The 15025-nt window shown below is 69.7% G+C and carries 16 protein-coding genes; 7 read left to right on the forward strand and 9 right to left on the reverse strand.

What is annotated here, in order from left to right:
- Window positions 1–8: 8 nt before the first annotated feature.
- Together ACZ7LV_RS03555 and ACZ7LV_RS03560 are read right to left on the reverse strand one after the other, a co-directional pair.
- Window positions 9–833, reverse strand: a complete 825-nt coding sequence (locus tag ACZ7LV_RS03555; protein WP_471935259.1) for an MIP/aquaporin family protein — start codon at window positions 831–833, stop codon at window positions 9–11.
- Window positions 834–846: 13 nt separating this feature from the next.
- A complete protein-coding gene (locus ACZ7LV_RS03560; protein WP_471935261.1) occupies window positions 847–1347 on the reverse strand; it encodes a carboxymuconolactone decarboxylase family protein in 501 nt (166 codons plus the stop codon).
- A gap of 47 nt (window positions 1348–1394) precedes the next feature.
- On the opposite strand from ACZ7LV_RS03560, the gene pdxR reads away from it, so the two are divergent.
- Window positions 1395–2831: a MocR-like pyridoxine biosynthesis transcription factor PdxR gene (gene pdxR, locus ACZ7LV_RS03565; RefSeq protein WP_471935263.1), complete on the forward strand. Its 1437-nt coding sequence runs from the start codon at window positions 1395–1397 to the stop codon at window positions 2829–2831.
- A 14-nt stretch (window positions 2832–2845) separates the two neighbouring features.
- On the opposite strand, the gene ACZ7LV_RS03570 is transcribed toward pdxR, so the two are convergent.
- Window positions 2846–3385: an LOG family protein gene (locus tag ACZ7LV_RS03570; protein WP_471936097.1), complete on the reverse strand. Its 540-nt coding sequence runs from the start codon at window positions 3383–3385 to the stop codon at window positions 2846–2848.
- Window positions 3386–3898: 513 nt separating this feature from the next.
- On the opposite strand from ACZ7LV_RS03570, the gene ACZ7LV_RS03575 reads away from it, so the two are divergent.
- The gene (locus tag ACZ7LV_RS03575; RefSeq protein WP_471935265.1) at window positions 3899–4156 is read left to right on the forward strand and encodes a DUF6221 family protein; all 258 of its coding nucleotides are present in this window, start codon (window positions 3899–3901) and stop codon (window positions 4154–4156) included.
- A gap of 18 nt (window positions 4157–4174) precedes the next feature.
- On the opposite strand, the gene ACZ7LV_RS03580 is transcribed toward ACZ7LV_RS03575, so the two are convergent.
- The gene (locus ACZ7LV_RS03580) at window positions 4175–4756 is read right to left on the reverse strand and encodes a TetR/AcrR family transcriptional regulator (protein ID WP_471935267.1); all 582 of its coding nucleotides are present in this window, start codon (window positions 4754–4756) and stop codon (window positions 4175–4177) included.
- Window positions 4757–4929: 173 nt separating this feature from the next.
- Here ACZ7LV_RS03580 and ACZ7LV_RS03585 point away from each other — a divergent pair, with 173 nt between their 5' ends.
- Entirely contained in the window at window positions 4930–5490 is a 561-nt protein-coding gene (locus ACZ7LV_RS03585) for a hypothetical protein (RefSeq protein WP_471935269.1), read from the forward strand.
- A 112-nt stretch (window positions 5491–5602) separates the two neighbouring features.
- On the opposite strand, the gene ACZ7LV_RS03590 is transcribed toward ACZ7LV_RS03585, so the two are convergent.
- Together ACZ7LV_RS03590 and ACZ7LV_RS03595 are read right to left on the reverse strand one after the other, a co-directional pair.
- A complete protein-coding gene (locus ACZ7LV_RS03590) occupies window positions 5603–6166 on the reverse strand; it encodes a hypothetical protein (RefSeq protein WP_471935271.1) in 564 nt (187 codons plus the stop codon).
- Window positions 6167–6201: 35 nt separating this feature from the next.
- Entirely contained in the window at window positions 6202–6648 is a 447-nt protein-coding gene (locus ACZ7LV_RS03595) for a hypothetical protein (protein ID WP_471935272.1), read from the reverse strand.
- Between the two features lie 174 nt (window positions 6649–6822).
- On the opposite strand from ACZ7LV_RS03595, the gene ACZ7LV_RS03600 reads away from it, so the two are divergent.
- A complete protein-coding gene (locus ACZ7LV_RS03600; RefSeq protein WP_471936099.1) occupies window positions 6823–7950 on the forward strand; it encodes a PP2C family protein-serine/threonine phosphatase in 1128 nt (375 codons plus the stop codon).
- Between the two features lie 39 nt (window positions 7951–7989).
- Here the strand turns inward: ACZ7LV_RS03600 and ACZ7LV_RS03605 are convergent, their stop codons facing one another.
- Together ACZ7LV_RS03605 and asnB are read right to left on the reverse strand one after the other, a co-directional pair.
- On the reverse strand, window positions 7990–8472 hold the full coding sequence (locus ACZ7LV_RS03605; RefSeq protein WP_471935274.1) for a MarR family winged helix-turn-helix transcriptional regulator: 483 nt from the start codon (window positions 8470–8472) through the stop codon (window positions 7990–7992).
- A 32-nt stretch (window positions 8473–8504) separates the two neighbouring features.
- Window positions 8505–10349 carry an asparagine synthase (glutamine-hydrolyzing) gene (gene asnB / locus ACZ7LV_RS03610; RefSeq protein WP_471935275.1) on the reverse strand — a complete coding sequence of 615 codons (1845 nt, stop codon included), beginning with the start codon at window positions 10347–10349 and terminating at the stop codon, window positions 8505–8507.
- A gap of 323 nt (window positions 10350–10672) precedes the next feature.
- On the opposite strand from asnB, the gene ACZ7LV_RS03615 reads away from it, so the two are divergent.
- Complete coding sequence (locus tag ACZ7LV_RS03615) at window positions 10673–12178, forward strand: aldehyde dehydrogenase family protein (protein ID WP_471935277.1); 1506 nt, start codon at window positions 10673–10675, stop codon at window positions 12176–12178.
- Window positions 12179–12290: 112 nt separating this feature from the next.
- Here the strand turns inward: ACZ7LV_RS03615 and ACZ7LV_RS03620 are convergent, their stop codons facing one another.
- A complete protein-coding gene (locus tag ACZ7LV_RS03620; RefSeq protein WP_471935279.1) occupies window positions 12291–13010 on the reverse strand; it encodes a LamG domain-containing protein in 720 nt (239 codons plus the stop codon).
- A 283-nt stretch (window positions 13011–13293) separates the two neighbouring features.
- On the opposite strand from ACZ7LV_RS03620, the gene ACZ7LV_RS03625 reads away from it, so the two are divergent.
- The gene (locus ACZ7LV_RS03625) at window positions 13294–14040 is read left to right on the forward strand and encodes a phosphotransferase family protein (RefSeq protein ID WP_471935281.1); all 747 of its coding nucleotides are present in this window, start codon (window positions 13294–13296) and stop codon (window positions 14038–14040) included.
- Window positions 14041–14203: 163 nt separating this feature from the next.
- Entirely contained in the window at window positions 14204–14971 is a 768-nt protein-coding gene (locus ACZ7LV_RS03630; RefSeq protein WP_471935283.1) for an SDR family NAD(P)-dependent oxidoreductase, read from the forward strand.
- Window positions 14972–15025 lie beyond the last annotated feature (54 nt).

A 15025-nucleotide genomic window follows, 5' to 3' on the forward strand; every position in this document is an offset into this window, starting at 1 on the left:
TCAGTCCTTCACTTGGTGGGGGGTGTATCGGCTTCTCGGAAGTTGTCGGTCGCACAGCCGTCGGGTCGACGCCGAAGTCCGGCCAGGAGGTGGTGGAGGTACGCGCCTGCGGCCGCCCCCAGGATCGGTGCGACGAGATAGATCCACAGCTCCGTGCTCTGCCCTGTGAGCGCCGCCGGTCCGAACTGGCGGGCGGGATTGGCGGAACCGCCGCTGCGGGGACCCAGGACGGCGATCATCAGAGCGACGGCCGACCCGATGACGTAGGGCACGAGGTGGGCCGAACGGGCATGCGTCATGGTGAGCCCGACGGCGACCATGATGAGCGTCATGCTGCCCGCCTCGGTCAGGAAGACGGCCATGGGCTGCCACGTGGGCGCCGGCACGATCACCGCGTAGTCCACCGACGGCAGGGTGACGGCGGGCCCCCACACCAGGCGCCCGAGCCCGGTGCCTGCGGCGGAACCGGCGAGTTGGGCCAGTACGTAGGGCACGACGGCGCGTCCGGGGAAGGCGTTCATCAGCCACAGGGAGATCGTCACGGCGGGATTCATGTGGCCCCCGCTGCGTCGGCCGGGCGGGGAGAGGATCAGTCCGGTGAGGACGGCCCCGCTGAGCACGCCGATGATGACGAGCGCGGCTGCGATGTCACCGACGTAGACGACCGAGTCGGGGTCACGCACCCACCGTACGACCGTCACCGCGACGAACAGCAGGACCGTGGCGAGCACGAACTCGTCGGCGGCACGGGCCAGAAGGGTCCGCAGGACCGGAAGCCGCCGCGGCCGGAGGAGCAGAGCCTGCCGACGGGCGAGCCGGAAGTCGACACTCACCGGAGTCCCCTTGTCAGCCGGCGGGGGAGTGGTGGCCGGGCACGAGGCGGGTGGAGACGCCGAAGCGGTTCCACGCGTTGATCGTGGTGATCGCCACGACGAGTCGGGCCAGTTCCACCTCGTCGAACTCGTTCGCTGCCCTGGCGTAGACCTCGTCGGGGACGAAGCCGTCGGTCAGGACGGTGATCGCCTCGGTCAGTTCGATCGCCGCGACCTCTCTGGCGGTGTAGAAGTGCTTGGACTCGCGCCACGCGCCCAGCTGGATGATCCGCTCCGCGCTCTCACCGGCCGCCAGGGCGTCCTTGCTGTGCATGTCCAGGCAGTAGGCGCAGTGGTTGATCTGCGAGGCCCGGATCTTGACGAGATCCAGCAGGGTGGGCTCCAGGCCCCGCCCGGCCGCGGTGTCGAGTCGGATCATGGCCTTGAAGGCCTCCGGGGCGAGCTTCGCCCAGTCCAGTCGGGGAGTGTGCTCGGGCAGGCGCCCCGTTCCTTCGCGTGCTTCGTTGGTGTTCATGACGGCAACGCTACGCAGCGAATGGCACTGGAGTATGGTCCATTTACATGAAGAGTCACCAGGCCAATTCCGCCGAGGGTCAGCCCTCCGTCTCCGGCTCGGACCTGCACCTGGAACTTCGCGGCCCGGGCTTGCGCGCGGGGCTCACCGACGCGTTGCGGGATGCCGTGCGCACGGGGCGGCTGGCGCCCGGCACCCGGCTGCCGCCCTCGCGCTCCCTCGCCGCCGACCTGGGCGTCTCCCGCAACACCGTGACCGACGCCTACGCCGATCTCGTCGCCGAAGGGTGGCTCGCCGCGCAGCAGGGCTCCGGCACCCGCGTGGCCGAACGGACCGCGCCGCGCCGGGCCACCGCCACGCCCCGCACCCGGCCGGCCCGGCACCGTCCGCTGTACGGCATGCAGCCGGGCGCGCCGGACCTCGCGAACTTCCCGCGCGCACAATGGCTCGCCGCCGCCCGCCGCGCTCTGACCGCGGCGCCGCACGACGCCTTCGGCTACGGGGACGCGCTCGGCAGGGAGGAGTTGCGCACGGTGCTCGCGGACTATCTGGCCCGCGCCCGCGGCGTCACGGCCGAACCGGACCGGATCGTCGTCTGCGCCGGATTCCATCATGGTCTGGCGCTGATGGCGCAGGTGCTCAAGGAGCGGCACGTACGGGCGGTGGCGGTCGAGGCCTACGGCCTCGACCTCTACCGCGACCTGCTCACCCGCGCGGGACTGGACACCTTGCCCGTTCATGTCGACGAACATGGAGCCCGGACCGATGACTTGGCGCATGACGTCGGCACCGGCGCGCTGCTCCTGACCCCGGCGCACCAGTACCCGACGGGAGCCGCGCTGCGCCCGGACCGCCGCGTGGCCGCCGTCGAATGGGCGCGTGCCACCGACGGGTTGATCCTGGAGGACGACTACGACGGGGAGTTCCGCTACGACCGCCAGCCCGTCGGTGCGTTGCAGGGCCTCGACCCGGACCGCGTCGTGTACTGCGGCTCGGTGAGCAAATCGCTGGCACCGGGCGTGCGGCTCGGCTGGATGGTGCTGCCCGAGGAACTGATCCCGCACATCGTCGAGGCCAAGGGCCACGGGGACTACATGTCGAGCGCGCTGGAGCAGTTGACGCTCGCCGAATTCATCGCGTCGGGCGCGTACGACCGTCACGTGCGCTCCATGCGCGTTCACTACCGGCGCCGCCGCGACGAGTTGGTCGCCACTCTGGCACGCAGGGCGCCCCACGTGCGCGTGGGCGGCATCGCTGCGGGGCTGCAGGCGGTCGTGCGACTCCCCCACGGCACCGAGCACTCGGTCGTCCAGGCGGCGTCCCGGGAGGGTCTGGCGGTCAGCGGGCTCGAGGAGTTCCTCCACGAGACGGCGGACCCCGAACAGCGCTCGCCCGGGCAGGACGCCCTGGTGGTCAACTACGCGGCACCTTCGGACAGTGCGTGGGCAGGTGCGCTGGACGCCCTGTGCCGGGCGCTGACCTGAGCCGGCACGACGCGTCAGCGCCGGCCCACCGCCTCCTCCAGAGCGGCGAAGGCGTCGCCCGGTGAGTCGGCGGCGAGGTACAGCTCGGACAGTCGCGCCGGCAGGAAGCCGTCCTCCTCCATCCTGCGGAGCTGGAGGAGCAAGCCGTCGTAGAAACCCCCCGTGTTCAGCAGCACCACCGGCTTGTCGTGCAGGCCGTGCTTGCGCAGCTCCAGGATCTCAGTCAGCTCGTCCAGGGTGCCCAGACCTCCGGCCAGCACGACCAAGGCGTCCGCCTCGGCGAGCAGCAGGGCCTTCCGTTCGGCGAGATCCTCGGCGAACACCATCCGGTCGGCGTCCGTCCGTGCCCACCGCCTCATGAAGCCGACGGACACACCTACGAGCCGTCCCCCGCTCTGCCGGACCCCGTCGGCGACGACTTTCATCAGCCCGGTGTCGGAACCGCCCCACACCAGCGTGTGGCCCCCCTTGCCGATCAGCCGGGCGAAGTCGCGGGCCGGTCGCGTGTAGCGGTCGTCGAGGTCCGCGGCCGAGAGGAAGACGCAGATCCTCATGCCGGCGGGGGATATCGCATTCATGAACCGGACCGTACGGGCAGGCCGAGGCGGTCGTACGGACCAATCAGGGGACAGGGCGGAGAGCCAATCCCGTGCTGCGCTTCCTCAGCGTTGCGGCTCCCAGGGGTGAGGACGCCTTCGGCGATTGAGGTCATGCGGTTGCGACCGCACCGGGATGTGCGGAAGATGCGCCAGGACTCTTCTCGGTGGGAGTGAGTTCCTGCAGGGGTCCGCGTTTGATTACCGTGCCGGCGATGTTTGTGGGAGCGCGCGTGAGTCGCCGATCTGGTCGCACTCGGTGAGTGTGCCGTTCAGCAGGACGAGGTCGGGCCGTCCTCGCCACTGGCCGGGCACTCCCTTGGTGCTTCTCGGTCCATGGTGATCAACGGCTTGCTGGTGATTGTGGCCAGGACGAACGGGCCTTGACCAGTAGGGCCGCACTCCACCTCGCCGCCATCCTCGTCCGGACAGTCGCTCGACCCGCGGCACCTTGCCCGCCAAGATGGCCGCATGAACGACCTTGTGCAGTTTCTCGTCGCGCGCATCATGGACGACAACCATGCCTATGCCTACGTGGCCGATACCCTGGGCGGCGAGGCTGTTCTCGACAGCCATCTCCCCATGCTCGACCTGACCGAGCAACTGGCGCGCGACTACAAGGCCATGGATCCCTCGGACTCCCGCTCGGCCGGGCTGGCATACGCGCTGCGAGTCCTTGCCCAGTCATATGCTGGGCACCCCGCCTACCGCCAGGAATGGCGCCCATAGCTTCAAGGAGACAGGGCCCTAGTCCCGGGTCGCGAGGATTCCCTCGACGCCTTGCAGGAAGGTCTCGGAGATCAGGTGCGGGTCGAAGAGACAGCCGGCCGCCATGGCGCCGTCCCGGAGCATCACGAGGTGCCGGCCGGCCGCGTCGGCGGGCGTGCGGCCGGTCCGTGCCAGCAGTTCCGTGACGGTGTCGAGGAACCATTGCCGGTGGGCCAGCACTGCTTGATGGACGGGGTGGGCCGGGTCGGGGTATTCGGCCACCGCGTTGAGGAAGGCGCATCCGCGGAATCCCTGGGACCGGATGCCTTCGGCGATGGAGCGGCAGACGGCGCGGACCATCTCGGCCGGTGACTCGATGTCCGCCTGTGCCGCCGTGATCTGGGCCCGGATCCCTCGGTCGGCCGCGTCGAGATAGGCGAGGACGAGGTCCTCCTTGCCCGAGAAGTGCCGGTAGAGCGTGGCCCGCGGCACCTGCGCCTCCGCGGTGATCCGGTCGATGCCGACGGAGTGGATCCCCTCGGTGTAGAAGATCTTCGTTGCGGTGCTCAGCAGCCTGGCCCGTGGTTCGGATGTGCTGCCGCCTCGTGTGCCCGGACTCATGGGGGAGAGGCTACCAAACGCTGAGGGAGAACGTTCGGTCTTGACATTCGTCACCGAGGAGCCCTTAAATGCTCGTGAGACCGAACGTTCTCCCTCGCCAGCTGGTCAGTCCGATGACCTGTCTGCTGGGCAGCCCCTTCCGCACCCGTGCACCGTCACTGAAAGGCACACCCGTGGACACCCTCCTCGAAGCGACCCCCACCAGCGTTCCCGCGGCCCTGCGCAAGCTCTACTTCACGCGTTTCGCGTTCGCCGCCGTATGGGCCGCGCTGCTGTTCGCGAGCGCCGACACCCTGTCCCCGCTCAGCGCCACGCTCCTGGTGATCTACCCCCTCTTCGACGTGGCCTGCGCCGTCGTCGACGTCCGGTCCGCGCAGGCGAACGACGGACCCGTGCGCCACCTGTACCTGAACATCGCGCTCAGCGCCCTGGCCGGCGTCGGCCTCGCGGTCGCCGCCACGTCCGGGATCCCGGCGGTGCTCCGCGTCTGGGGCGTCTGGGCCATCACTGCGGGCCTCGTCCAGCTCGCCGTGGGCGCCGCCCGACGCCGCCTGGGAGGACAGTGGGCGATGATCGCCAGCGGTGCCATCTCCACCGTCGCCGGTGCGTCCTTCTTCGCCCAGGCGGGCACGGCCGAGCCCTCCCTGAGCAACCTCGCCGGCTACGCCTTCCTCGGAGGCGTCTTCTTCCTCGTCTCCGCGCTCCGTCTGGGTCGCGCCGCCAGGGGCGCGTGACCCGGGTCGCCGAGCGCCATGGGCCCGGTCGGTGCGTCTTCGCACCGGCCGGGCCACACCGCCGTGCGGCGCAGGCGTCCGCGCCGGCCTACCGGAGCGGGCAGACCGTGGGTCATGGCCGTTTCTCGACGTCCTTCACCGAGCTCGGCCCCAGCTGCTTGGCGCTGGCGTACTCCGGCATCGTCATGGGTTTGTCGAACAGGAAGAACGACTGGTTCGTGCCCACCGTGAACTCCATGTACGCGCCGGTCGTGGCGTCGAAGCCGTAGTAGGCGTTGCAGGTGGACCCCGACGTGTAGGTGCCGTCCATGCCGGGCTGGGCCAGGACCGCGACGCCGTTGGAGGTGGACTCCACCCGCTCCGTCGGAGTCAGCATCTTGCAGCGTGGCACCGGCAGGCCCTTCATGATGAAGTAGCCGTACTCGCCGGCCGCGTTCTGGATGTAGACGTACGAGAGCTTGCCCCGCTTCCCCCACGTCTTGACCCACTGGTTGATCGCCTCACGGGTCGGCGAGTACTCCATGCGGCCCGCCGGCTGCTGGGCCACGAGGCGGTCGTAGTTCTCCTGCTTGGCCTTGTTCTCCTTGTCCTGGCTGGAGTCGGTGCAGGACGTCAGGGCGAGGCCCACGACGAGCGCGACGACGGTGGCCAGGGCCATGCGTGCGAACTTCTTCATGCGGTGCTGCCCTTCTTCCCTGGAGGAGACGGGGATCAGTCGGTGCACGTCGTGCGCTCGGCCGTGGCGTCCAGCCGGTACGGCAGGTCCTTGTCACGGAAGGGCGCGCGGTGCTCCTGGGCGGCCTTGGAGTTGTAGGCGTTGACCGACTCGATCCGCGTCGCCTTCAGCGCGGTGATCGACTGGTCGATCTGCGTCGTGCGCGCCGGCGCGGCGGTCTTCCGTTCCTCCTGGAGCGCCTGGATCGTCCCCTCGGCGTTCTGCGTCGCCTCGCACAGATCGAAGAACTCCTCGTACGTGGTCTGACGGAACTCACCCGAGCCGATGGTGTTCTCGCGCTTGTCCGCCTCACCGCGGAACGGGGCCGTGATCCACCCCGCGCCACCGAAGGCGAAGGCCCCGATCACGTACAGAACGGCCAGTCCGACGACCCCGACGACGGCCCAAGCCCCTATGCGTGCCCCCTCGCGTACCTGCCCCATGGCATCCCCCTTCTCAGGTGGGTCCGCGGCGTGGAACCACCTTCCGCGGAGAAGGACACGGCGCCCGGTGAAACGGTTCCGCCGTCCGGAGCGCCGGGCGGTGGGCGCCCCGCCCGGTCGGCGCGGCACCAGGGACGGCGCCAGGCATCTCGACGCTCGCTTTGCCCGGATATGATGCTTTTTGTGATCACGCAGAGACGGCCGCAGCGCCGTCGTCCTCCACACAGCGGCCGCTGGGAAGCTCCCCTGCTGTCACCGGTGATCCTCACGTTCCTCATCGCGGGCCTGGCCTTCTCCACCCCCAGGGAGATCGCCATCAGCCGCCTCCTGCCGGTCGCACCCGCGCTCGCCGCGGCGATGTGGTCCACGCTCCCCACGATCCTGCTGGGCGCGTTCTGCCTGCTGGTCATGATCGGCCTCAGCTTCGTCTACACCGACCTCGGGACGCCCTACACGGCTGCCGCGATCGTGGCCGTGACCCTGGCGGCCGCGTACGCGAGCCGGGTCCGACTCCAGCGGGAGGAGACGCTGCTGCGCGTCCGGCTCGTCGCCGACGCGGCCCAGAAGGTGCTGCTGCGTCCCCTGCCCCGCCGTATCGAGCACGTCGAGATCGAATCGCTGTATCTGGCGGCCCAGGAGGAGGCCCGGATCGGCGGCGATTTCTACGAGGCGGCCGGCACGCCGTACGGGGTGCGCCTGCTGATCGGCGACGTCCGCGGCAAGGGCCTGTCCGCCGTGGGAGCGGCGTCGGCGGTGATCAGCTGCTTCCGGGAGGCCGCCTACGACGAGCCCGACCTGAGGGGCGTCATCCACCGCTTGGAAATCACCAGCACCCGCCACAGTGCCGGGTTCCCCTCCCAGGAACTCCCGGAGCGCTTCGCCACCGCTCTGATCGCCGAGATCCCGCACGGCGGCGGCCACGTCAAACTCCTCAACTGCGGCCACCCTCCACCGCTGCTCATGCACCGCGGGCAGGTCCGCGTCCTGGAACCCACCACCCCCTCGCCGCCCCTGCACTTCGCCGCGCTCGTCGGAGAGCACTACTCCGTGGACACGGTCAGTTTCGCCCCGGGCGACCAGCTGCTCCTCTACACCGACGGCGTCACGGAGACCCGGGACCGCACGGGTGCGTTCTTCCCGCTGCCGGACTGGATGGGCCGACAGGGCTCGGCGCAGCCCCGCGAACTGCTCGACCGGCTTCACCGGGACCTGCTCCACCACAGCGGAGGCCGACTCGACGACGACATCGCCGCCCTCGCCGTACGCTGCCCGGGCAACCCGGCTCAGGAGCGGAGCCCGTAGAGGCAGGAGCCCAGCCCACAGGGGGCGGAAAGGACCGCATCAGCGAGGTTCGGCCTCGGCCAGTCGACGGAGCAGCGGGCCCACCTCCAGCACCTGCCGCACCTCCTGGGGGGACAGGACGCCGAGGCGTGACAAAAGGGCCTCCGCCTCGCTGTGGGCGATCCTGCACAGCGCGTCCGAGCCCGACGCCGTGATGGCCACCTGGACGGCGCGGCCGTCGGCGGGGTCGGGCTCGCGGGCGACGAGCCCCTCGGCCTCCAACTGCGTCACCGTCGCGGTGACCGTCGGCTGGGTGCACGGGACGCGGTCGGCCAGGACGCCGATGCGTGAGGGGCCGTACTGGTTCAGCAGGGCGAGGACGATGAACAGAGTGGGCTGCAGGCGAGGTTCCGGTCGTGCCCTGCGCAGTGTCCGCAGCAACCGGTGCAGGGACACGACGAGTTGCACGGCCGTCTCCTCGGCCACCCCGCGGAGGTCGGGCTCACCGAGCTGGGTGTCGTCGACTTTGCCGGACCCGGTCATCGTCCACGCCCCCTTCGTGTCGTGCCCGCCGATCAGGGGAGTTCCACGGTGGGCCGGTACATGTCCATCCACATGGCGAGGTCCAGGGCGCGTTCCAGACCGTGCCGTGAGGCGAAGGTCGTCCCGGCGTGGTCGCTCCTGACGGCGTCCTGCAGCCATGCGCGGCTGACCAGGTCGAACACCGGATGGGACGGTTCGGCCAGCAGGCCCTTGGCGTTCTCCTGGAGCGCCATGGCGTACTTCAGGTCCTGCGTGGAGGGATAGGGGCTCTTGACCCGGTCGTACACCGAGCGTGGCAGCAGGTCGGCCGTGGCCTCGCGCAGCAGGCTCTTCTCCCTGCCGTCGAAGGACTTCAGTGCCCAGGGGGCGTTGTAGACGTACTCCACCAGCCGGTGGTCGCAGTACGGCACCCGCACCTCCAGGCCGACGGCCATGCTGGCCCGGTCCTTGCGGTCGAGGAGGATGCGCACGAAGCGGGTGAGATGGAGGTGGCTGATGACGCGCATCCGGTACTCGAAGTCGCTCTCGCCGTCCAGTCGCTCGACCAGGGAGACGGCCTTGCGGTAGCCGTCGCGCAGATAGGCCTCCATGTTCAGGGCCTTGGTCACGGTGTCGACGAGGATGCCGCCGTCGTCGCCGAAAGCCTGGTCGTAGCGGACCAGCCAGGGGAAGTTGTCGGCCGCGCGGGCTTCCTCGTCGAAGAATTGCGGGTAGCCGCCGAAGACCTCGTCCGCGGACTCCCCGCTCAAGGCGACGGTGGAGTGCTCCCGAATCGCCTTGAACAGCAGGTACAGGGACCCGTCCATGTCGCCGAGTCCCGCGGGAAGATCACGGGCGCGGATCACCTTCGCGCGGACCTCGGGGTCGGCCAGTTGCTGCGAGTCCAGCACGATGTCCTGGTGCTCGGTGCCGGCCAGCGCCGCCACGTCGTGGACGTACGGCGTGTCGGGGGTGGCGCGCAAGGGGTCCGGAACGAAGTTCTCGGTCTGGCCGACGAAGTCGACGGCGAAGCTGCGTACGCTCTCGCCCACGGCGCCCAGTTGCCGCGCCGCGAGCGCGGTCATCGCCGAGGAGTCCAGGCCCCCGGAGAGCAGGGTGCAGCGGGGCACGTCGGAGACGAGTTGGCGGCGCACGGTGTCCTCGAGGAGCTCGCGCACCCGGGCGATGGAGGTCTCCTGGTCGTCGGTGTGCGGCTCCGTCCTCAGCGTCCAGTAGACGTCGGTGCGAATGCCGCTCGGTCCGACGGTGACCACGGTGCCCGGTTCGACCTCGCGCATCCCTTCCCAGACCGCGTGGCCGGGCGTCTTGACGAAGGCGAACAGCTCGCGCAGCCCGTCGAGCGAGACACGCCGCTCGGCGAGCGGATTGGCGAGGATCGCCTTGGGCTCGGAGCCGAACAACACACCGTCGTCGGTGGGGTAGTAGTACAGCGGCTTGATGCCCATACGATCGCGGATCATCACGAGCTTCTGTTCGCGGCTGTCCCAGATCGCGAAGGCGTACATGCCGTTGAGCCGGTCGGCGACGCCCGGGCCCCACTCCAGATAGCCGTGGAGCACCACTTCGGTGTCCGAGGTGGTGGTGAACCGATGGCCGCGCGCGGCCAGTTCGGCGCGCAGTTCGGTGAAGTTGTAGGCCTCACCCGAATACACCATCGCCACCGCGCCGCGCTCGGGCGTCTCGGTGCTCATGGGCTGCTTGCCGCCCGGCAGGTCGATGATGGCGAGCCTGCGGTGGCCGAGCGCGGCGGGTCCGTGCACCCAGGTGCCGCGGGCGTCGGGCCCACGGCAGGCCATCGTCTCGGTCATCGCGTCGACCGTCGCGTGTTCGCGTCGCAGGTCCCGCTGGTACGAGATCCACCCGGTGATTCCGCACATGCGTGCTCCTCCGGCTGTGTCCGGGCCCTTGTGTCGGGTTCGTTCGCGACGTCGCGGTCGGTGGGCCCACTCCGCTCCGTGACGTCACCGATCGTCACGATGGGTGATTTGTATCGTGCACCTATGTTTCGAGTGTCCGTCGATGCGTGCAATGAGTCAAACGTCGGTTTTCGACTGGTTTCCCTGCACGGTACCGGTGTTGAGGTCCGCGCTCGCGGTCGATCGTTGATCGTCCGAAACTTGGTCTGCGCTATACGGTGTGTTTGCCCATTAAAAAGGAACAACAGCTTCATATGGCATCTATTGGTGCGATTCTGGACTCCATGTCCACCTCCAAGTTGTCCACTGTGCAGAGCGCGTACGGTGCTCGGCCGGCCGTCCGCGAGATCGTGGACCGGCCCTGGCACATGCTGATCGGCGGCCGGATGACCGATGCCGCCTCCGGAGACACCCTCGACGTCGTCAATCCCGCCGACGAGACGGTGGTGACGCGCATACCCCTGGGCGGCGCCACCGACATCGACGCCGCCGTCGACGCGGCCCGCACGGCGGCGCCGGCGTGGGGGGCCACCTCCATCGTCGACCGGGCGCGGGTGCTGACCGGGCTGGCCGGAGCGATCGAGGCACATGGCGAGGAACTGGCCTGGACCGACACGATCGACAACGGCACCCCCGTGCGGGTGATGCGCAACGACTCCCGCGTGGCCGTCGCCCAACTCCGCTACTTCGCCGGACTCGCACTCCAACTGGGCGGTGAGACCATCCCCATGGCGGACCACGACGCCCTCGACTTCACCCTGCGCGACCCGTTCGGCGTCGTGGGGCGCATCATCCCGTGGAACCATCCCCTGATGTTCGCCGCCGCCCGTATCGCGGCACCGTTGCTCGCGGGCAACACCGTGGTGCTGAAACCCGCGGAGGCGACCTCCCTGTCCGCGCTGCGGCTCGGCGAACTGGCCGCAGAGATCGTGCCGCCCGGCGTGCTGAACATCGTGCCGGGTCTCGGGTCCGTGGCGGGTGAGCAGTTGGTGACCCACCCGGACGTACCGCGGATCGCGTTCACCGGCTCGTCCGCCACCGGGCGCCGCGTACAGGCGCGTGCGGCGAGTGCCGCGGTCAAGACGGTCACCCTGGAACTGGGTGGCAAGAACCCGCTGATCGTCTTCGCCGACGCCGATGTCCACGCGGCCGTCGACGGCGCGATGGCAGGCATGAACTTCACCTGGCAGGGCCAGAGTTGCGGCTCCACCTCACGCCTGCTCGTCCACCGCTCGCTGTACCACCACGTGGTCACCGAGGTGGGGCGGCGGATGGACGCGATGCGCCTCGGTGACCCGGCGGAGCCCACGACGGACATCGGCCCGCTGGTCTCCGCGGACCACTACGCCAAGGTGACCTCCTACATACGAACGGGCCTGTCCGATCCAGCCCTTGACCTCGTCGCCGGCGGAAGCACCCCGCACCGGCCCGGGTACTACGTACGACCCACCCTCTTCTCCGCGCCCTCCGGCCCCGCCGGACCGCTGTTCCGGGAGGAGATCTTCGGCCCGGTGCTGGTGGCGGCGCCCTTCGACTCCTACGAGGAGGCCGTCGCCCAGGCCAACGCCCTGCCGTACGGACTGACCGCCAGCGTCTGGACCACCTCGCTGCACACGGCGATGGCAGCCGCGCGCGACCTTCGCACCGGATACGTATGGGTCAACGCCAGCTCCTCCCACCTCCCCGGCGCGCCCTTCGGCGGGGTGAAGAACTCCGGCGTCGGCCGCGAGGAGGGCATCGAGGAACTCAAGGGGTACACCCAGCCGAAGAACGTCTACGTACGCTTCTGATTGTCCGCTGAGGTGTCTTCTGCGGTCTCTTCCGAGGTCTCTTCTGCGGTCTTCTCGGGGGCGGCCTTCTGTTGGGTCTGCTGGCGCTTGCTGAGGTGCTCGCGCTCGCGGCTCAGTCCCCGGAGCGACCCCCTGGACGCCGCACCACCAGTCGCGTGACCTGGAACGACATCTCGTCCACGTCGTCCTGCGGCGGCGGGTGGTAACGCCCCGCACACACGGAGAGGTTGACGATGAGATAGGCGTGCCACCGGCTTCCCACCCCTCGTCCGTCCGAGAAGGCCCGGACGCCGTCGACCCACCAGACAACGGACCGCGCGCCGAACTCGACCCGCAGATCGAGCCACGCTCCCGGGGAGATCGCCTCGTGCCGGTAGTAGTGGCCCGTGTCACGGACGTGGTTGCTGAGTTCGAGCAGATCAGGGTTGTCCGGGTGATACTCGAAGACGTCGATCTCCTGGTCGCCGTCCCGCCATGTCCAGATGGCCGGCCAGGCCCCGATCTCCCGGGGAAGGCGTACGCGGGCCTCCAGCACGTCGCCCGCGCGGACGAGGAACCCTTCCTGGCTCCCCTCGGTGGTGAGCAGTCCCGCGTTCCATCTGCCGTCGGGCCTACGCCTCGCCAGGAACCTCCCCTGGCGGCAGTACGCCGGATCGGACACGAGATGGTCCAGCTTGTTGTCGGCGGGGTTGACGGGACCGCCGCCGGGATACGCCCACGAGCGGCCTGCCACCCACTGCCGGGTCGACGCGAAGTCGGCCGTGAAGACCACGTCCGTCGCACGAGGGCGGGCGGGCGGACGTGACGTGCTGTCCTGCGAGGGCTCACGCATGACGGGGTCATGTCCGCAACAGCCCGACGCCATGCCCGAATCCGCCTGACCGGCGGCTCAAACACCACGTCCGGGTGTTCTCCGAGCACGTTGCCGCCACCGCAGGCACCACCCGTCACGGCTCGCGAGGGAGCTGCCTCGCACCGGCACGACCGGGCGCTCCGCCTTGCTGATCGCCCTCCATGGGGGAGTCCTGCCGAACCGCATGTCCCGCGGTCAGCCGCGTCACCGCACGTGACAAATTTGGCGAAGCCGAGGACCCTCCCCGCGATACTTGTCGCCCATGGATGAGGTCGAAGTCGTCGTCGCCCATTCCGAGCGCGCGACCCTGCGGGTCGGCGATGTGTTCCTGAAGGTGGACGCCGATCAGGCGCGCATCGACGTCGAGGTCGAGGCGATGGCACTGGCTCCGGTTCCGACCCCGCAAGTCCTGTGGCGCGAGCCGCCCGTACTCGCGCTCGCCGCGCTCCCAGGGACCGCGCTCGGCTGCCTCGGCGAGCCGTCGCGCGCGACGGCGGCGGCGTCGGCCGCGGCGGGTGCCGCCATCCGGACGTTGCACGACGCGCCGCTGCCGACCTGGCCCGGCCGGGCCGGCCGCGGCATCGAAGAACTGGCGGCGGATCTCGACGGTGAGTGCGCGTGGCTCGTGACGAACGGCGTCCTGCCCGCCGACCTGGTCACCCGCAACCGCCAGGTCGCCGAAGCCGCGTTCCGGCCGTGGACTCCGGCGTTCACGCACGGCGACCTGCAGATCACCCATGTATTCGTCGACGACGACGAGATCACCGGCATCATCGACTGGTCCGAGGCCGGCCAGGGTGACGCCTTGTTCGATCTCGCCATCCTGACGCTCGGACACGAGGAGCGCCTCGGCGACGTCATCGCCGGCTACGGCACCGAGGTCGACCTCGACGTGATTCGCGCGTGGTGGTCGATGCGGAGCCTGCTCGTGGTTCGCTGGCTGCTCGACCACGGCTTCGACCCGTTCGCGCCGGGTTGTGAGGTCGACGTGCTGCGATCCCGGCTATGAGGCCGGGCGGCCCCCGTGTGCTGCGAGGTGGCCCAGGTGGATGCCCTGCCCCAGGTCCGTGGCCCGTAGGCCGCGTCGAAGGCCGGGCTGTCACAGAACCGGGGGCTGCCCTGTCGAGAGGGGGTACGTACAATATTCGTCGAACATCGAACAAGGAAATCTCGTGACTCTGAACTCTGCTGATCACCACTTCTCCGGCCACGTAGCGATCGTCACCGGCGCCGGGTCCGGCATCGGGCGGGCCACCGCGATCGCGTTCGCCCAGGCAGGCGCGCATGTGCTCGGGGTGGGCCGCCGCGAGGCCCCGTTGCGTGAGACGGCCTCGGTCCACCCCGAGATCGACGTCCTGGCGATCGACATCTGCGACGAGGGCGCGCCCGCAGAGGTGGTCCGTCGCGCGGTGAAGCGATGGGGGCGTCTCGACCACCTGGTCAACAACGCCGGCGCGACGGCGGTCATGCCGCTGGCCGAGACCCAGAAGCAGGTGATCCTCGACCTGCTCGCCCTCAACGTCGTCGCCCCGAGCCTGCTCGCCCACGAGGCACTGCCTCACCTGCGCGAGACCTCGGGGACGATCGTCAACATCTCCAGCACCTACGGACACCGCCCCATGGCGGGCGGCGCCCACTACTCGGCCAGCAAGGCGGCCATCGAGCAGATGACCAGGAGCTGGGCCCTGGAGCTCGCCGGTGAAGGGGTACGGGTGAACTCCGTGGCGCCGGGCCCCACCCGCACCGACGTCATGGTGCACGCCGGTCTCACCCCGGAGGCGGCCAACGACATGTACGCCTACGAGCGTGACCGGATCCCCACGCACCACATCGCGAGCGCGGACGAGATGGCCCACTGGATCCTGAGGCTGGCGGAGCCCGCCGGGCGGCACGCCACCGGCCAGGTGATCACCGTCGACGGCGGCCTGGAACTCATCTGACACCTCGGCCCGCGACCCGGACGAGCCGCGGGCGGCCGCAGCGTCATGGGGCCG

It is taken from the genome of Streptomyces sp. NPDC107562, assembly GCF_055657325.1.